The organism is Nocardia sp. NPDC127579, from assembly GCF_042672005.1.
Lineage (GTDB): Bacteria > Actinomycetota > Actinomycetes > Mycobacteriales > Mycobacteriaceae > Nocardia.
The window spans coordinates 66,141-83,911 of the sequence record NZ_JBHXVZ010000011.1; the positions used below are offsets into that span (position 1 = coordinate 66,141).

Annotated in this window: 18 protein-coding genes; 6 read left to right on the top strand and 12 right to left on the bottom strand. The window is 69.6% G+C overall.

Features of this window, described 5'->3' with window-relative positions; translation table 11 throughout:
* Positions 1-29: 29 nt before the first annotated feature.
* Together ACFVMC_RS29980 and ACFVMC_RS29985 are read right to left on the bottom strand one after the other, a co-directional pair.
* On the bottom strand, positions 30-455 hold the full coding sequence (locus ACFVMC_RS29980) for an STAS domain-containing protein (protein WP_379215827.1): 426 nt from the start codon (positions 453-455) through the stop codon (positions 30-32).
* Positions 456-600: 145 nt separating this feature from the next.
* Positions 601-2,721, bottom strand: coding sequence for a catalase (locus ACFVMC_RS29985; protein WP_379215829.1), 2,121 nt, complete (start codon positions 2,719-2,721; stop codon positions 601-603).
* Between the two features lie 130 nt (positions 2,722-2,851).
* Here ACFVMC_RS29985 and ACFVMC_RS29990 point away from each other — a divergent pair, with 130 nt between their 5' ends.
* Positions 2,852-4,075 carry a glycosyltransferase gene (locus ACFVMC_RS29990; protein ID WP_379215831.1) on the top strand — a complete coding sequence of 408 codons (1,224 nt, stop codon included), beginning with the start codon at positions 2,852-2,854 and terminating at the stop codon, positions 4,073-4,075.
* On the opposite strand, the gene ACFVMC_RS29995 is transcribed toward ACFVMC_RS29990, so the two are convergent.
* Positions 4,072-4,575 carry a DUF6328 family protein gene (locus tag ACFVMC_RS29995; protein WP_379216086.1) on the bottom strand — a complete coding sequence of 168 codons (504 nt, stop codon included), beginning with the start codon at positions 4,573-4,575 and terminating at the stop codon, positions 4,072-4,074. The genes ACFVMC_RS29990 and ACFVMC_RS29995 overlap by 4 nt on opposite strands.
* A gap of 107 nt (positions 4,576-4,682) precedes the next feature.
* Here ACFVMC_RS29995 and ACFVMC_RS30000 point away from each other — a divergent pair, with 107 nt between their 5' ends.
* From ACFVMC_RS30000 to ACFVMC_RS30015, 4 genes are read left to right on the top strand one after another with little or no spacing between them, the layout of a single operon-like run.
* The gene (locus ACFVMC_RS30000) at positions 4,683-5,273 is read left to right on the top strand and encodes a nucleotidyltransferase family protein (protein WP_379215833.1); all 591 of its coding nucleotides are present in this window, start codon (positions 4,683-4,685) and stop codon (positions 5,271-5,273) included.
* On the top strand, positions 5,274-5,537 hold the full coding sequence (locus ACFVMC_RS30005; RefSeq protein ID WP_379215835.1) for a BON domain-containing protein: 264 nt from the start codon (positions 5,274-5,276) through the stop codon (positions 5,535-5,537).
* A gap of 5 nt (positions 5,538-5,542) precedes the next feature.
* The gene (locus tag ACFVMC_RS30010) at positions 5,543-6,277 is read left to right on the top strand and encodes a metallophosphoesterase (RefSeq protein ID WP_379215837.1); all 735 of its coding nucleotides are present in this window, start codon (positions 5,543-5,545) and stop codon (positions 6,275-6,277) included.
* 19 nt (positions 6,278-6,296) lie between these two features.
* Positions 6,297-6,581, top strand: coding sequence for a hypothetical protein (locus tag ACFVMC_RS30015; RefSeq protein WP_379215839.1), 285 nt, complete (start codon positions 6,297-6,299; stop codon positions 6,579-6,581).
* A 57-nt stretch (positions 6,582-6,638) separates the two neighbouring features.
* Here ACFVMC_RS30015 and ACFVMC_RS30020 read toward each other — a convergent pair whose 3' ends face one another.
* Positions 6,639-6,887 carry a CsbD family protein gene (locus ACFVMC_RS30020; RefSeq protein ID WP_379215841.1) on the bottom strand — a complete coding sequence of 83 codons (249 nt, stop codon included), beginning with the start codon at positions 6,885-6,887 and terminating at the stop codon, positions 6,639-6,641.
* 333 nt (positions 6,888-7,220) lie between these two features.
* Between ACFVMC_RS30020 and ACFVMC_RS30025 the strand changes: the two genes are divergently transcribed.
* Positions 7,221-7,748: a hypothetical protein gene (locus ACFVMC_RS30025; RefSeq protein WP_379215843.1), complete on the top strand. Its 528-nt coding sequence runs from the start codon at positions 7,221-7,223 to the stop codon at positions 7,746-7,748.
* Between the two features lie 2 nt (positions 7,749-7,750).
* Here the strand turns inward: ACFVMC_RS30025 and ACFVMC_RS30030 are convergent, their stop codons facing one another.
* The 8 genes from ACFVMC_RS30030 to ACFVMC_RS30065 form a co-directional block, all read right to left on the bottom strand.
* On the bottom strand, positions 7,751-8,404 hold the full coding sequence (locus ACFVMC_RS30030; RefSeq protein ID WP_379215845.1) for an FHA domain-containing protein: 654 nt from the start codon (positions 8,402-8,404) through the stop codon (positions 7,751-7,753).
* Positions 8,404-9,690 carry a VWA domain-containing protein gene (locus tag ACFVMC_RS30035; RefSeq protein WP_379215847.1) on the bottom strand — a complete coding sequence of 429 codons (1,287 nt, stop codon included), beginning with the start codon at positions 9,688-9,690 and terminating at the stop codon, positions 8,404-8,406. The genes ACFVMC_RS30030 and ACFVMC_RS30035 overlap by 1 nt, the downstream gene beginning before the upstream one ends.
* 23 nt (positions 9,691-9,713) lie before the next feature.
* The gene (locus ACFVMC_RS30040) at positions 9,714-10,859 is read right to left on the bottom strand and encodes a protein phosphatase 2C domain-containing protein (protein ID WP_379215849.1); all 1,146 of its coding nucleotides are present in this window, start codon (positions 10,857-10,859) and stop codon (positions 9,714-9,716) included.
* Entirely contained in the window at positions 10,856-13,252 is a 2,397-nt protein-coding gene (locus ACFVMC_RS30045) for a tetratricopeptide repeat protein (protein WP_379215850.1), read from the bottom strand. The genes ACFVMC_RS30040 and ACFVMC_RS30045 overlap by 4 nt, the downstream gene beginning before the upstream one ends.
* On the bottom strand, positions 13,249-14,421 hold the full coding sequence (locus ACFVMC_RS30050) for a hypothetical protein (RefSeq protein ID WP_379215852.1): 1,173 nt from the start codon (positions 14,419-14,421) through the stop codon (positions 13,249-13,251). Before ACFVMC_RS30050 ends, ACFVMC_RS30045 begins: the two co-directional genes overlap by 4 nt.
* Positions 14,422-14,432: 11 nt before the next feature.
* Positions 14,433-15,395, bottom strand: coding sequence for a glutamate ABC transporter substrate-binding protein (locus ACFVMC_RS30055; protein WP_379215853.1), 963 nt, complete (start codon positions 15,393-15,395; stop codon positions 14,433-14,435).
* The gene (locus ACFVMC_RS30060) at positions 15,392-16,663 is read right to left on the bottom strand and encodes a hypothetical protein (RefSeq protein WP_379215855.1); all 1,272 of its coding nucleotides are present in this window, start codon (positions 16,661-16,663) and stop codon (positions 15,392-15,394) included. The genes ACFVMC_RS30055 and ACFVMC_RS30060 overlap by 4 nt, the downstream gene beginning before the upstream one ends.
* 192 nt (positions 16,664-16,855) lie before the next feature.
* Positions 16,856-17,716: an SDR family oxidoreductase gene (locus ACFVMC_RS30065; RefSeq protein WP_379215857.1), complete on the bottom strand. Its 861-nt coding sequence runs from the start codon at positions 17,714-17,716 to the stop codon at positions 16,856-16,858.
* Positions 17,717-17,771 lie beyond the last annotated feature (55 nt).

Genomic DNA, 17,771 nt, shown 5'->3' on the forward strand with positions numbered 1-17,771 from the left:
AGCGGATCGGGCAGTTCGGGCGCGCTGGACTAGGCGTCCAGGGCTGCGCGCATCGAGGGATAGGAAGCGAACATCGGCCGGACCCCGGTGACCTCCAGGGCCCGCTCGATATCGCGGCGATCGGTCACCAGCCGAATGTCGACACCGGAGCAGGCGGCGCGCTGGCGGGCGGCGCCGAGCCCGGCGGCCGCCCGCAGGCTGACGAACCGGGCCGCGCGCAGATCGACCACCACCGCCGGCGCGCCGGCATCGATCGCGTTGTCCAGGCCGGCTCGGAAGGCCGGATAGCCGGCGGCGTCGAGTTCGCCCGCCACACGCAGGACCACACAGTGCCTTCGGTGCCGCACATGCTGAGTGGATAGGTGGCCGGTGGATATCCGCTGGGTCGTACCGCTGTATCGGGCGGATTCGGGCGTATCGACGGGTGGGTGCAGTGCGACCGCATCCGTTGGCATGACAAACCTCCCACACTTCGGGGGGATCTCCGGTCCGCGGCCGTTTCGCGGGGAGACGGCCGCCGGGGGAACCAGGGTCGGCTGTTGTCTCAACCGCTCCCCAGTCTGGCACGCCAGTTCGGTTCTGTACACCGTCACCGGTCGGTCAAGCCGGTACCGACGCGGTCGACCGCTGCCAATTACGGTGTGCCGCCACAGCATTCGCGAACGCCGTGACGAACTCCTTGCGCGGCTCGGCGTCGGTGGTCACCACCCCGTGGTCGGCGCCGATGTCCTCGCTCGGCGCGATGTCGGTGACGATCCCGGCCACGCGCAGCACCACCGCGCCGGACCCGAACGCGCCGATCGGCTTGCCGTGCTTGAACGCCTCCAGCACGAAGTGCACCGCGGATCCGTTGCGCGCCAGGGTTTCCGCGGAACTCGACCCGCCCGCGACCACCACTGCGTCGTAGAGCACCGAGGCCACGGTGGCCAGCGCGCGATCCACCTCCAGCCGGCCGTCCGCGCCGTCCTCGGCGCGCACAGCGCCACCGTGCGGGCCGATCACCTCGACGAGCGCGCCCCGCTCGGTCAAGGCGGCCGTGAGGTCGAGCACCCCGGCGGCGTCGACGCCGTCGGCGACCAGGATGGCGATCTTGCGGGTGTCGACGCTGTCGGTGCGCGTCCGCAGCTGCGACAGCGCGGGTGAGAGGGCCACCTCGTCGATCGTGCCGTCCGCAGCGGGCACAGGCACCCCCAGCCGACCCGAAACACGTACCGCCAGATCGTGATCCACGCGCGCCAGCTGCTCGAGCGTGCGAAGGACGATCTCGTCCCGCGTCACCTTGCCCAGTTCGAAGGCGAACGCCTCGACGATGTGCTCGGCCTCCGGCGGCGTCATCGAACGCCAGAACATCCGCGGCTGCCGGTAGTACTCCTGGAAACTCGCGGCGCGCTGCCGAATCGCCGGGCCCGCGACCGTTTCCGGGTAGTGCCGGAAGCCGCTGTCGCCGGAGAGGACCGGGCAGCCGCCACCGATCGAGTTTTTCGTATAGGCGGCCTCTCCTCGCGGGATGGCGTGCTGGCCGAACCCGTCCTGCTGATGATTGCGCACCTCGGCGACCGGCCGATTGATCGGCAGCTGCGCGAAATTCGGTCCGCCCAAACGCAACAGCTGGGTGTCGAGATAGGAGAAGTTGCGCAGTTGCAGCAGCGGGTCGTCGGTGAAGTCGATCCCCGGCACCAGATTCGCGGTGTGGAAAGCCACCTGCTCGGTCTCGGCGAAGAAGTTCTCGGGATTGCGGTCGAGCACCATCCGGCCCACCGGCTGCACCGGAACCTGTTCTTCGGGAACCAGTTTCGTCGCGTCCAGCAGATCGAAATCGAAGTCGAACTCCCGCTCGGGCGCGATCAATTGGACACCCAGCTCCCACTGCGGATACCTGCCCGCCTCGATGGCATCCCACAGATCGCGCCGGTTGAAATCCGGATCGCGGCCCGCGATCTGCTGGCATTCGTCCCACACCAGCGAGTGGGTGCCCAGTATCGGCGTCCAGTGGAATTTGACGAAGGTGGCGCGGCCCTCCGCATCGACCAGGCGGAAGGTGTGCACGCCGAAGCCCTGCATCATGCGGTAGCTGCGCGGCAGGGCCCGATCCGACATCAGCCACAGCACGGCATGCAGGGTCTCCGGTTGCAACGACACGAAATCCCAGAGGGTGTCGTGCGCCGAGGCGGCCTGCGGTATCTCGTTGTGCGGCTCGGGTTTCACCGCGTGCACGAAATCGGGGAACTTGATGCCGTCCTGGATGAAGAAGACCGGGAAGTTGTTCCCGACCAGATCGTAATTGCCCTGTGCCGTATAGAATTTCGTGGCGAATCCACGCACGTCGCGCACGGTGTCGGCCGAACCGCGCGAACCGGCGACCGTGGAGAAACGCACGAACACCGGGGTACGCACGCCGGGGTCGGTGAGAAACGTCGCCGAGGTCACCGCGGCGAGCGAATCGTCATAGGGCTCGAAGTAGCCGTAGGCGCCCGCGCCGCGCGCGTGCACCACCCGCTCCGGGATGCGTTCGTGATCGAAATGCGTGATCTTCTCGCGCGCGTGGAAGTCCTGCATGAGGCTGGGACCGCGCTCGCCCGCCGCCAGGGCGTCGTCGGTGCTGTCGACGCGCACCCCCTGCTGGGTGGTGAGGCGACCGCTACCGCGGTCGATCCGGTCCCCGGCCAGTTGTCGTTGTTTGGCGTCCGCCTCCCGGTCGCCACTGTCCGATTGTGCGCTCACTGGAGTTCTCCTCTCTCCCCACTGCTCGGGCTACCCTCACCCGCGGTGATCACACTCCGGCCCTCGGGTTTGCCCGCGTACCGGGCGGGCATATCTGCCACAGACGGATGTCGTGGGATAGGAGTCCGCCGTGAAGATCGCCATGGTTGCCGAATGTGCTTCTCCGCTCACCGAACTCGGCGGCGAACCGGCCAGCGGACGCACCGTCGCGGTCGCGGCGGTGGCGGCGGCGCTGACCCGCGCTGGACACCATGTGACCGTCTATACCCGCCGCCAGGACCCGCACACACGTACGGAGGTCCCCGCCCGGGAGGGATATCGGGTGGTGCATGTGCCCGCCGGTCCACCGCGTCCGCTGCCCCGCGACCAGGTTCTGCCCTTCCTCGGCGAGTTCGGGACGTTCCTGCGACGGCACTGGTCGCTGCGCCGGCCGGACGTGGTGCACGCGCACTTCTGGATGTCGGGCCTGGCGGCCGAGCTGGCCGCGCGTTCGCACGAGTTGCCCGTGGTGGTGTCCTTCCACGGGCTCGGAACAGTGAAGCGGCGCTTCCACGGCCTGGCCGATCCCAGCCCGCGACCACGCATCCGCTTCGAGCGGCTCATCGCGACCCGCGCCGCGCAGGTGCTGGCCACCTGTACCGACGAGGTCAACGAGTTGTCGCGGATGGGGATTCCGCGGTTCCGGATCGCGGTGGTGCCCGGCGGCGTCGACCCGGCGCTGTTCACCCCCGAGGGCCCGGGCGATCGCGGTCGCCCCCAGCGCGTACTGACGGTGGGAAGACTGGTGCGCCGCAAGGGTTTCGACCTCGCGGTGCGCACGCTGGCCGAGTTGCCCGGCACCGAACTGCTGATCGCCGGTGGCGCCGTCGGCGACGAACTCGACGACGGCGAGACCCGGCGGCTGCGCCGGCTCGCCACCGATTACGGTGTGACCGAACGACTTCGGCTGCTGGGCCCGATCGCGCACACCGCCATGCCGCCGCTGTACCGCGCGTCCGACGTGGTGCTGTGCACGCCCTGGTACGAGCCGTTCGGACTGGTGCCGCTGGAGGCCATGGCCTGCGGCCGGCCGGTGGTGGCCACGGCGGTCGGCGGCATGCTCGACACCGTGGTCGACGGGGTGACCGGACGACTGGTCGCGCCCCCGGAACCGGCCACGCTGGCGCGGGCCGTGCGGATGCTGCTCGACGACGCGCAATTGCGGGCGCGCTGGGGTGCGGCCGGACGACAGCGCGTCCTCGACACCTTCACCTGGGATCGGGTCGCCGCCGCGACCCTGCGCGCCTACGAGCACGCGATCGCGACACAGGGCGGGTCGCTGGCTGCCGCGCCGATCGCCGCGGGCGCACGCTAGGCATCCGGCGGCGGTTTCGGCTCGGAACGACGGCGCCAGCGCCACGGCAGGATCAGCCACGCGAAGACGAACAGCGCGGCCACCGCCACCGCGGCCAGCACACCCACCCACGACCTGCGGACCACGACCTCGAAGACCAGCAGCACGGCGCCGGTCAACGCGACACCCAGCAGCGCCACTCCGGCCAGCGCACAGCGGTGCGCGGCCGCGACCACACTGCCCAGCCGGTGGCGGCGGAACAGGATCCGATGCCAGGACACCGGCGCGACCAGGAAGACCGTCGCGCCCACCGCCGCGGAGACGGTGAGCAGGTAGAGCACGCGCTGCGTGGTCGACAGCTGGGCGAATCCGGCTTGGAAGGGCAGGATCAGCAGCGCGCCGATCAGGAACTGGATACCGGTTTGCACCACGCGCAATTCCTGGATGAGACTCGCCCAGTTCCGGTCCAATCGCTCGGTCCCGGTCTCCGAGCGACCGCGCCGAACCGGCCCCGTGTCCATCACGTTCTCGTCCACTCGGCGTACTCGTCCACTCGGATTGCCACTACACCGCCGACATACCCGGTGCGGGGTCGATTAACCGGCGTGATGCCGGGTACCACGCCGATATGGTTCCGACCACCGAGGAGTTGCTGCACGCGCTGACCCGCACGGTCAGCGCGCTGTCGGGCACCGGCATCCGGTTCGCCGTGGCGGGCGGGTGCGCGGTATATGCCCGCGGCGGGCCGATCAGCCAGCACGATGTGGACATCTTCGTCAAACCCTCGGACACCGAGGCGGCGGTGTCCGCGCTCGCGGACGTGGGCCTGCGCGTCGGTGATCCGGCCGAGGACTGGCTGAGCAAGGTCTATGACGGCGACACCCTGATCGACGTGATCTTCCGGCCCAACAACCGTGAGGTCACCGACGAGTTGCTGGACCGCGCGCAACCGCTGCGGATCGGCCCGACCCTGGCCCCGGTGGTCAGCGGCACCGATTTGATGATCGACAAACTGCTGGTCTTCGACGCGCACCGGCTCGACCTCAGCCCGCTGCTGCACATCGCTCGCGACCTGCGCGAACAGGTGGATTGGGCCGTCGTGCGCACACGGACCGAGCAGTCGCCCTACGCTCGGGCGTTCCTCGGCCTGCTCGCCGACCTCGACATCGCCGACACCGGAATCAGCAACGCAGGCACCGACATCGAGGGAGCCGAATAGATGCAGACACCCCAGTATCTCGTCGCGCACCTGCGCCGCGCACTCGCCGAGGATCCGCGCACCAGCGAACTCGGCGTTCACGTCACCATCCGCGGCGACGTGGTGGTGCTCGACGGCGAGGTGAGCAGCGAGGAACGCAAACAGGCCATGGAAACCGTGGTCCGCGAACAGCTGCCCGCGGCACGCGTGCACAACGACGTACATGTCACCCCGCCGTACCCGCCGGAGGGCAGCGAGGACCTGTCCGCGCCCGAAAGGAGTTGAGCCCCATGCGAATCGCCGCCGTCGGTGATGTGCACCTGGGCGCGGAGTCGGCGGGACAGCTGCGTCCGGCGCTGCGCGAGCTTCCCGAACGCGCGGACGCGCTGCTGCTCGCCGGGGACCTGACCCGGCACGGCACCTTGGACGAGGCCCGGGTCGTCGCCGAGGAATTCACCGATCTGGGCGTGCCGGTGATCGCCGTGCTCGGCAATCACGACCATCACAGCGATCAGCAGGACCGGATCGCCGCGCTGCTCGGCGAGTACGGGATCACCGTCCTGGAGGGCAGTTCGACAACGCTCTCGATCGACGGCCGCACCCTCGGCATCGCCGGGTGCAAAGGATTCGGCGGCGGCTTCGCGGGTAAATGCGCGAGCGTGTTCGGGGAGCGTTTGATGCGCGAATTCGCCGGGCACACTGTCGAAGTCGCCGAATCACTGCGCGGCACGCTGGCCGAGCTGCACACCGACGTCCGGGTAGTGCTCACCCACTACTCCCCCGTCAGCGATACCCTGCACGGCGAGCCGCCGGAGATCTACCCCTTCCTCGGCTCGTATCTGCTGGGTGAGCCGATCGACGAGTTCGGAGTCGACCTGGCGCTGCACGGGCACGCGCACGCGGGCACCGAACGCGGCACCACACCGGGCGGAATCCGCGTGCGCAATGTGGCCGAGCCGGTCATCCGGGCGGCCTACGCGGTCTATGAGCTGCGGCCCGCGCCGGAGCGACTGGTCAGCCGGTAGCACCACGAGAGGAGTTCGAATGGCCGACGAACAAGGCTTTCCCGATCACCATCGCACCACCCGCAGCCACGCGGGCGAGACCATCGAGGATTCCCGCAACTGGCCCGGCATCGTGCTGGGCATGCTCGGGATCGTCGGCCTCGCGCTGACCGTGACCGCGGCCGGATACGGATTCGAGGGCTGGGCGGTGATCGGCGCCATCGCGACCGTGCTCTGCCTGGGCGTCGGCGCGTTCCTGATTCTGGCCGAGCACAAGCGGATTCGACAGCAGGACACCCTCGCCGGCGACGATCGCGGGCACTGAGACGAGCGGTGGGCCGCCCGGAACTGATCCGGGCGGCCCGTTCGGTCGCGTGGTCGGCTAGCGCTGACCGCGCTGATATGCGCGCTCACGCTGCTCGTCGACCGCTGCTTCCGCACGTTCTCGTTCGGCCGCTGCCTCCTTCTTCGCGGCTTCGCGCTGGGATTCGGCCTTGTCCTGCTGGGCTCGGCCCTCGTCACGAAGATCCTCACGCCCGAAGACGGTCCCGGCGGCCTCCTTGGCCTTGCCCTTCACGTCCTCGACGACACCTTCGACACCTTCGCGGGGTCCACTCTTGCGCTCGGTCACGACATCTACCTCCGAAAATCGGTTATCAGGTGGACAGTGGTCGTCTACCCGCCGATTCCGGCCTCAATCACGATCGGCCATATTCCCCTTCGAGTTTCGGTATCCGCAGTCGGATATGTCCCGAGCATGAGGCCATTGTGGATGGACGGACGGCAGTGTGCTGGAAGGCCCTGCGACCGAAGGGCTTTCCGCTGTGGGCCGCGTTCAGCCCTGAGCCGGCGGGGGGCCGGCGCTGGATAGGGCCGCGCCGCCACCCGGGCGGGGGTGTGGAATTGTAGGGTGACGGGGGGCCGGAGGGCGTCCGGTCGATGAGCGAACGAAGGGACAGCGGAGATGTCGGATACCTCGGTCGAGGTGCTCCTGGACGACTTCGAGAACAAAGAGAATTGGGATGTGGCGGGGCCGGGGGCGGGACGCAGCCATCTCACCACGTTCGCCGAAGGCGCCCCCGGTAAGGAACTTCGGGCCTACGCCGACGGGCGAGCGGGCGCCGACCATCGCGCACTGGTGCTGCTGATCAAGTCGGCCGCCGACGACCTCGAGGTCGACCTGGTGACCAAATCGAGCGAATCCTTCGCGGTGCCCGGACAGTTGGAGGCGCTCAATCTGTGGGTGCGTTCACCACACGCCTCGATCCGGATCTTCGCCAGCCTCGGCGGATCCGACGGCTCCACCCGCGACGTACTGGTCGGCAAGGTCACCGCGAGCGCTGAATGGCAGCACGTCGGGCATCAGCTCGACACACCGGTCGACGGCGCCAATCTGCTCGGCCTGAAGGTCCGGCTGATGGCGGTGACCAAGCAGACCGGTGAGCTCATGATCCTGCTCGACGATCTCACCGCCCGCACCCGCACCGCCTGACCTCACAGCCGCGACAGGGTGATCGTGGTCCACGCGCCGACGTGGATCCGATCACCCGGGCGCACCGGCACCGCCACCTCGCGCGGAATATCGTCTTCGGAATCGTTGAGGCTGGTGCCGTTGGTGGACCCCAGATCGGTGACGGTCGCGCTGTCCGGGCCCAGATGCAACCGGGCATGCACCCGAGACACCCCCGCGTCGACCGGCGGGATACCCAGATCGATATCGGGATTCACGCCCTGCGAGATGCTGTGCTTGCCGATCAGGATGTCGCTGCCGCGCAACACGATTCGGCGTTCCGGGAAGTAGCCGGGAAACGCCATCCGGTCGGCGTCGGGCCCGTTGCGTGCCTGCACCCGCTCGTAGAGGGCGCGGTCGGCGCTGATGGTCGCGATCCAGGTCGCCGCGACCATCGGCTCCGGCGGCGGCGCCGGATCGACCACCGCGGTCGGCGCGTCCGGCTGCCTGGCCGGTGCGCCGAGCACGATGTCGTGCCCGCATTCCTCACAGAACCGGCTGCCACTGCTCGGCGTGTCACACACCGGGCAGACGGTGGCCGCCGCAGTGGCGGCGGCGGTCGGCACTCCGATCTGTGTGCCGCATTCGTCGCAGTAGTCGGTCGATTCCGAGGCGTGACCGTCGGGACAGGTGACCATCAGGACTTCTTCGGCGGGATCCGGACGGTCTTGACCGAGCGGGCCTCGAGCGCTTTCTCGTCGAACGCCTCGACCTTGGCCCGCAATCGGACCGTGCCGTCGCGCTCGTCCACCTCGACCACATTGCGCAGCAGTTTGGCGGTCTCGGCGTTACCCGCCTGGGTGGCCAGCTCGACCGCGCGCCGCAGCTTCGCCGTGGCGGTGTCCACATCGCCCTGCTTGCGTGCGTCCAGGCCCTCCTGCACCACCTGGGCCAGCTCGGCCTGATCGGTGTATTTGGCCACCCGGTCGCTGATGCGGGCCGACAGCTCGGTGTCCTCGGTCCACACCGCGCGCACCAGCCCCTTGCCGACCTCGGCGTCGCCGGCCAACACCGTCACCCGGGCGGCTGCCTTCTCGCGCCCCGGCGCGGCCGGTTCGACCCGTACCTGGAGGTGGTATTCGCGTTCCTCCGCGCCCCAGGAACCGAGCGGGAAATCCTGCACCTGCGGACTACTCTGCGACGGAACGCCTTTCAGGTCCAGCACGGTCGGCGCCACCTGTTTGACGTAGTTCACCGTCGCCCCCGCCGGTGTCCAGACCCGCAGCGTCAGTTCGGGAATCGCCTTGGCGGCCGAGCTGACCATCATCTCCTGGAAGTCCGCGGCCAGCTGTTCGCCGTGCTCGACCACGTCGGTGCCGCCGTGCAGCGCGTCGGAGATCATCCGCATCTCCTTGACCTCGTAATCTGCGCCGACTCCCCGGCAGTCGCAGGTGAAAAGGCCTTCGGACAGCTTGATCTCGGCTCTGAGCGTTTCCTCTTCCTCGTGCTCGTTCTTGCCGTCGGTGAGCAGGATGGCGTGCACCATCGCACCCTCGTGCTTCTTGGCCAGCTGGCGGGCCAGACCCAGCCAGGTGCCCATGGCGGTGCCACCGGAGGGGCGGAGCTTGTCGAGCTGGCGGCGCGCCGCGGCGACATTCGCGCGGGTGGCCGGCAGCGAGGGCTCGTCCTTGGGAAAGATCAAGCGTGCCTTGGCTGTTCCCTCGATGATGGCGAACCGGGTGCCTTCGGGCAGCACGTCCAGCGCGGCCACGGTGGCCTCGCGCGCGCCCTGGAATTTGCGGCCGGTGGCCATCGACCCGGAACAGTCGATGATCAGGATCTCGACCCGGTCCGGGGCAGGTCCGGCGGCGACGAAGTCGGTGCCCGCTTCGACGGAGACGATCGCGTTCACGGTGTCCGCGCCCTCGGCCAGATACTCGTTCTGGTCGACGGCTACCGAGATGCCTTGGTTTTCCGAGCTCACTATGTTTTCTCCTGCACGTCGGATCAGGTGATGGGTGCCAGTGCGACGGTGATGTTGTCGCGGCCGCCGCTGCGCAAGGCGAATTCGACGAGTTCGCGGGCGGCGGGCATACGGTCGGCGCCGGTGGCGATGGCGGCCAGCTCCGCCGCCCCGGCCCGGTAGTTCCACAGCCCGTCGCTGCACAGCAGCAGCACACCCGGGCCGGTGGTGGTGAACTCACCCACGCAGCTGTCGGCGCTCGGGTCGGCGCCGGAGTCCGCGCCCAGCCAGCGCATCAGGTGGTGCGCGCGCGAATGCTGCATGGCCGTCTCCTCGTCGGTACCGAAGTCGACGAGTGTCTGGGCATAGGAATCGTCCTTGGTGAGCTTCTGCGACGGCCGGCCGGTCGCGCCCGAGGACTCGGTGCGCAGCCAATAGGCCCGGCTGTCACCGATATTGGCGTGCGCGATCTCGAACGAACCGGTGCCGTAGCCACGCACGATCGCAGAGACGTAGGTGCACGACGGGGAATGCCCGTCGGGTTTGGCGATCGCCCGCACCGCCGCGGTGGCGGCCAGCAATCCGGCGTAGACGGCGTCTTTCGGCGATTCGCCGTCGGCGAGCGCGCTCAGGCAGCCGTCGACCCCGGCGCGTACGGCCGCGCCGGAGGCGGCCTGCGGATCCTCCGAGGAGGAGACGCCGTCGCTCACCACGATCACCGTAGTGTTCGGCAGGCCACCGGGCCCGTCGACGACGGCGGCGGCCACCGCGTCCTCGTTGCGGGAGTGGCTGAGCCCGCGATCGGTGGCCAGATACACCGCACCCAGGTCGGCCTCGAAACGATCCGGCTGGGAACGCAATTGGCCGCAGCCGCGACAGTAGCCGTCCGGGTCGTGATCGCGGCCGTCGCAGCTGTCGCACGCCGACGGTCCGGCCTGCCCGCCGGCCTCGCCTACCGGCCGGGGCAGCGCCGCCCGGCGCGCGCCGATCTCCTGCCCGCATTCCTCGCAGTAACGGTCCTTGGCACCCACGGGGGCCTGACAGTTCGGACAGGCGGTGCCACGACGCCCGTCGGGCACGGACGGTGGTTCGGTCGGCAGGACACTCGCGGTCGGATTCAAGTCGGCGCTCACAGGTGGGTTCGGGGTGGGCAGGGCGGGTACCGCGTCGGGCGGCGGCTCGGCGCTCATAGCGTGGTTCTCGGCCGGACACGATTGGCCTGTTCGACCATCTCGAAACGCGTCCACATATCCGGTGTTTCGTGCGCGAGGTCGCGGAAGCAGCGTTCCAGTCCGGTTCGCACGCCGATCTGGTCCAGCGGCGCGCCCAGCAGCTGGGTGTGCCGGGCCGGGACCTTGCCCGCGTTCAGCCAGCCGAGCGCGGCCTCGAGCACCTGCATGCGCACCTGGGCACGGCGGCGGGTCGAGTCGATGGCCAGCGCTTGCACCCGCTCACCCGCTTCGCGCAGGACCTCCTCGCTCAGCTCGCCGGGGGCGCGATCGGCCAGCACGGTGGCGACGGCCGCGATGCGCGCCTCGGTGTAGAGCGAGGAGGAGGTTTCGACCTGATCCAGCACGGCGACCGCGCCGGCTCGATCGCCCGTGTGCCGGCGCAGCCGGGCCAGGCCGAACGCCGCGCTGACAAACGCGTGGTCGGTGCGCCACACCAGTTCGTAGTAGCGGGCGGCTTGGAACCGGTCGGCGGGCACACCCACCGACCGCGGATCCCCGCCCGCCGCACCGTTGGCATCGGGGCGGGCCGCCGCCGCGTGCACGGCGAGTTCGGCGACCGCGGCCAGGGCCAGCTTCGGAGCGGGCTCGCCGGGCAGCGCGGCGTAGACGGCGTCGAAATCGGTGTAGGCGGCGCCGAGATCACCGGCCAACAGGCGAGCCTGGGCGCGATACCAGGCCAGCCGCCAGTCGCCGGGCAGCGTGGTGGCGAGCGCGTCGATGCGCCGGAACGCGTCCGCGTGGTCGCCGATATCGAGGGCGGCGCGCACCAGCCGCAGCGGGATCTCCACCGATTTCTCGCCCGTGGTCACCACCGCGGCCAGCCCGGCCGCGAAAGCGGGTTCGAGTTCCGCGGGCGCGGTGCCGCCGGTGGTGGCCAGCAGCGGGGCGCCACTGTCGCTCGGGTCCACCAGCGGAACCGGTAGTGCCGCAACGATATCCGATGCACCGAAGGCGGCGTCCGCGCCGATGCCGAACACGCCGCGCGATGGACCGAAGAACGCCGACATGCCAGGGCGGGGCACGCCGTCGTCGGTGGCCAGCACCTCGCGCAGCACACCGGTCAGCTGATCGGCCATCTCCTCGGTGGAGGGGAAACGCGCCTCAGGGTCGGTGTCGGTGGCGCGCAACAGGAATCGGTGCAGCGAGTCGTAGGTCGCCAGCAGCGGTTCCTCGGCGGGATCGGGCAGCGGGCCCAGCACGCCGTCGCGCAGACCCAGCCGCAGCATGAGCACGGCCAGGGTGCGCCCGAGGGTGTAGATCTCGGTGGCCACCGTCGGACCGGTCTCGGCGATCTCGGGCGCCTGATAGCCGGGTGTGCCGTAGATCGGGCTGGACTCGTCGTCCATCGCGATGACGGCGCCCAGGTCGATCAGCTTGAGATGATCCTCGGACTGGATCACGTTGTCGGGCTTGAAATCACAGTAGGCCAGGCCGTTGGCGTGCAGATATCCCAGCGCCGGCAGCATGCCCAGCAGGTAGGCGATGGCCTGTGGCGGCGGCAGATGCCCACCCTCGGCGTCGCGATGGCGGCGCAGGATCTGCTTGAGCGAGGTGCCGCCGACATACTCCATCACGATGTAGCCGACCGCGACACCGTCGTCGCCGATGTGCTCGACGAAGTTGAAGATCTTGACGATGCTGGGGTGCTCGACCTCGGCCAGGAACCGCTTCTCCGCGAGGGCCGCCTTCATGGCGTCTTCGTCACCGGAGTTCAGCAGGCCCTTGAGCACCACCCAGCGGTTGCCGACGTTGTGGTCGACGGCCAGATAGATCCAGCCGAAACCGCCGTGCGCCAGACAGCCTTTCACCTCGTACTGGCCGCCGACGCGGTCCCCGGCGACGAGCTTGGGGGTGAAGGAGAACTTGGCGCCGCAATGCGGGCAGAACCCCTCGGTGCGCCCCGGGCGGCCGTCGCGGCTGCGGCCCACCGCTTTGCCGCAGCTGCCACAGTACCGCTTGTCCTCGGCGACCTGCGGCGCGCTCAGGATGGCCCCGAGCGGGTTCACCTTGGGCTGGCGCGGCATCTCCACCAGGCCGCCGCCCAGCCCGCCGCGCTTGCTCTGGCTCGTCGACGAGCGGCCGGTGCGGATCGAGCGCGAGGAGCGGCCGGTGCCGGTCGAGGCCTCGGTCGTGGCCATGGTGGCCGAGGTGACCGGCTGACTCGGCGCCGCACCGCACACATCGCAGTAGCCGTCGGAAATCGTTCCGGCGCAATCGGGTTCGGCGCAGTGCCCGCCCTCGGGCGACGGCGGCGCAGCCGGTGGCGCGGGGGCGGGGGCGGGGGCACTGCCGCAGCGGTCGCAGTACCCGTCCTCGATGCTGCCGCCACAGCCGGGTTCGGTGCATGTCATCGCGTTCTCCCGGCCTTCTTCTCCCCGATCAACTGCTGATAGTCGGCGACGGCGCGGGTGACCGCGGCCAGGTCGCACGGTGTGCGCGTGAGCAATCCGGCCGCGATCTGATAGGCCGCCAGCACATCTCGATCCTCGCCGATGCCCAGGCGCGCGGCCTTGGCCTGGTAGCCGCCCAGACGCCCGCGCAATTCGGCGCGCCGGTCGAGCAGCCCCTGGGCGAGGGCCTCGTCCGACAGCGCGGCCTTCGTCGCCCGGTCGATGCGCTCGCGCAGGCCGAGCAGCGCCGCGGCCGAGCCTGAATCGGCGGCCAACGTGGACAATTCGAGCTCGAACTGCTCGGTCGGGTCCGCCCGGGTGGGCAGCGGCGCGGTGCGGATGCGGCGTTCGGCGTCGGCTTTGGCCGTCGCGGCGCGGTCGCGGGCGGCGCGTAACTGCTCCCAGCGCGTTCGCGTCTCGGCCACGGCGGCGGGCCAATCCGCCTTGATCGCGTTCACCTCCGCGAGCACGGTGGATTGGCGGCGTACCGCCGCGCCGATCTCGGCGACCCGCGCGGCGATCTCGTCCGCGGTCAGCGCCAGCGGATCGGTGCCCGCGCTGCGCAACAAAGCGTCGATATCGGCGGCGATGGCACGGAATTCGGGCGTCACGCCCAGCACCGGCTCGACCTGCGCCTGCAACGGGCCCAGCCCGGCGACCACCCGCGTATTGACCGCGTCGACCGCGTCGAGGAATTCGGCGATCCGCGGGAAGGTGTCGCGCATACGCGCCAACGTATCGGCCAGGCCCACGAACAGCACATGTTCGCTCGGGCCGGTGAGCGAACGCTGCGCCATCGGGATCGGCGTGCGCCCGGCCTCGTACGGACGACCGCGCAGCAGCTGGGTCAGCTCGACCCGGGATCGATCGTCGATCCGGGAGCGGGTACCGCGCAGCGTTCGCGCCTGATCGAGGATCGCTTTCATCCGGCCGTGATCCTCCCACATCAGATCCAGCGCCTGGCGCACCGGTTCCCAGCGCTGCGCCGTCAGGCCGGTGGGCGGGAAGTGGCGCACCAGATTCAGCCCGGCATGGTTGTCCAGCTCCAGCAGCGTGGCGGTGATCGCCTCGAATTGCTGTGCGCGATCGGCGAGTTCGCGATCGATCTCGGCGACGGAGAGCGGTAGCATGGCGACCCGCCTCACTCGCTGTAGCGGGTGGCCGGTGGCCCCTGCGAGGGGCCGAGCTGCGACAGATGCGCGGCGTAGATCCGCTCCCAGCTGCCGTCGACGCGAATGCGCTCGATCACGCCGTTGACGAAGCGCACCAGTTCCGGTTTGTCCTTGGCGACGCCGATCGCGTAGGCGCCGCTGCCGATCGATTCGGCCAGCACCGTCAGATGCCGGTCCTGGGCGACCAGGCCGTGCAGGATCGGCTCGTCGGCGCTGATCGCGTCCACATGACCCTGCTGGATCGCGGCCAGGCAGTCGGTCCAGTTGGTCACACCGAGCACCGTCATGCGGACGGGCAGGGTGAACAGCGGGCCCGCCGCGGTGGTGCCGGTGGCCACGCAGACTCGTTTCCCGGCCAGATCGACACTGCTGCGGATGCCGGATTTTGCGGGGGCCGCGATACGTTGTGCCGCACGGTAGTACACGCCGGAGAAGTCGACATCGCGACGGCGCTGACAGGTGGCGGAATAGGTGCGCGCAATCAGGTCGACCTGGCCGTCGCGCAGCGCCGTGGCCCGTTCGGCGGCCGTCACCGACCGCAACTCCACCTTGGCCCGATCCCCGAACAGGCTGTAGGCGATCTCGCGGGCGATATCGATGTCGAAGCCCTCGAGTTCGCCGGTGGTCGGATTGCGGAACCCGAACAGGTAGGTGTTCTGGTCGACGCCGATCCGGACCCGGCCGTTGGCCACGATCGCGGCCATCGGCGTTCCGGCCGGCATCACGCCTGGTGGTGGCAGCGGGCCCGGGCGCAGGCTGGTCTCGGCATCGCACTCACCTTCGGCCTGCGGCGGGGTCGTGATCGGAGTCAGTTCCGGCGGTGTCGGATTCACCAGCGCGACCGTCGTCATCTCCGGTATCGCGGCATCGGCGCCGCATCCGGCCAGCAGCAGCGCCACACCCAGCAGCGGCGCCAGCGCACGAATTCTCACAGGAACTCCTTCAGGCGCGGCCACAGCCCGACCACCGTCGCCGCGGCGGCGAACAGCATGAGCAGCAGGGTGGCCGAGGGACTGAACGACAGCGCGTCACCGGCGGAGTCGACACCGCCGCGCAACTCCGCGCGGACCGCGCCCAGCTCGGTGCGCAAGGATTCGTCCAGGCTCGCGAACCTGGTGGCCGAGGTTTCGGTACCGCGGCCGATGGCCTGGTCCACCGCCTCGGTGAAGCGGGCCGCCTGATAGGCCTCGACCTGTTTGCGATGCCCGGTGGTCCAGCTCTGAAAGCGTTGCAAGGCAGCCGAATCCGCGCCCGTCACGGCGGTGAGCCGATCCTTCAGCGCGGTGGTGTGCTGGGTGAACACCTGCTCGTCCTCGGTGATGTCACCCCGGGTGATCAGCTGGAGTGTCTCGGCGGTGCGGGCCTGCTGCGCCAGAATTCGCGCCTCGGCCAGGGATTCGAACCGGTCGGCGGCGCCGTTGCGGCCACCGTCGAGCGAGGAGCCGGCCACCGTGGTGGCGACCACCGCCCAGATCAGGGCCAGCGCGGCCGCGGCCGCGGCCGCGCCCACACCGAGATTGAAGCGGCGGTTGGTCCGTCGCAGCAGGACAAACGATCCCGCGCCGCAGGCGATCAGCACCAGCAGCAGCAAGCCGATGGTGGACCACGGCAGTGCGCCGATCCGGCCCTGCTCGGCGTTCACGGCCGCGAAACGATCGGTACTGAGCTGCTGGGCGTTCTTCAACAGCGAATCCTGCATGAGCGCCGAGGCTTCGCGCAGATACGCCGAACCGACCGGGAAACCCTGCCGGTTGTTCGCGCGGGCCGCCTCGACCAGGCCGGTGTAGGCGGGGAGTTCGGCGCTGATCCGGGCCACGATCAGGCGGGTTTGCGCATCGTTGGCTCCGGCGGTGGCCTCGGCGAGCGCGCCGGCCGCGTCGGCCAGCGCTGTCTGATAGCGCACCCGCACGTCGGCGGCCTCGATACCGCCGGAGAGGAAGGCCTCGGCGGCCGCGGCATCGGCCGCAGACAGCGAGACGTAGAGATTCTGCGCGGCGTAAGCCAGCGGCTCGGTGCGGTCCAGCACCGTCTCGTGCCGGGTTATCTTGCCGCTCAGCTGATTCGCGCTGGTGAAACCGGCGAGCACGCACAGCGTGCCGACAACCAGTACGACGACGCCGATCACCCCCGGTGTCGTGGCGGCGAAGCGCCGCAACCACACTCCCGCGCCGCGCACCGCCGCTGGTAGGCGAGGTCTCACACCGTCCCCCCTTCATCGCCCGGCCGGTGTCTCCGATCGCGATAGTACGGCAGCCGCCAGCACCGCGCCGCCTATTAACCGGCGGGCGCCTCGCCACTGCTCACGGGCACTCGGCGAGCCGGGACAACGGGACTGCGCAGACCCCAGAACGACTGCGGGGCCACGGATCCGGCGCTCCCACACGACGCGACGCTACCGTGCGCGCAGCACACCCTCCTGCTCCAGAACTCGCTGCATTCCCCAGTTCATGCCGCGCATCGCCAAGTTGTAGGTCAGCGGCAGGTAGCGCTGCGCGTAATAGCCGACGCGGACATCCGGCGAGGTGAACACCAGATAGCGGTTGCGCTCCACTCCGCGCACGACGGCCTTCGCCGCGGCGTCCGGTGTCACCGCGTGCCGGACGAACAACCCGATCGCCTTCTGCACCGCCGCCGCGTCGCGATCGACACCGGCGATGTCCACACTCTCCACCATGGGTGTGGCGATAGCGCCCGGGCACACCAGGCTGACACCGATCCGGTGACGGCGCAGATCGAACCGCAGCACCTCCGAAACGCCACGCAGGCCGAACTTGCCCGCGCTGTAGGGCGCGTGCCAGGGCAGGCCGAACAGACCGGCGGCCGAGGAGACATTCACCAGGTGCCCGCCGCGCCCCGCCGCGATCATCGGCGGCAGGAACTCCTCGATCACATGGATCGGCCCCATCAGATCGATGTCGATCGTTCGCCGCCACTGCTCGTGGGTGAGCCGTTCGACGGTGCCCCAGGTCGCGATGCCTGCCACGTTCATCACGACATCGACGCTCGGCAGCTCCGCGTGCACCTTGCCCGCCAGCTCCACGACGGCCGCGTGATCACTGACATCGGCGGCCTCGGCCAGATGCACGGTGGCTCCGGCCGAACGCAGTTCGGCGGCGGTACGCCGCAACCCCGCGTCATCGATATCGGTGAGTACCAGCGACGCCCCCTTGGCCGCCACCGCGTGCGCGGTGCTTCGCCCCAGGCCGCTCGCCGCACCGGTGATCAGGCAGCTCTTGCCGTCGAACTTGGTCATGACACGACCATAGCGGTTTACGAACACTATTGTCTATTTATGGTTCGGCGCGCCG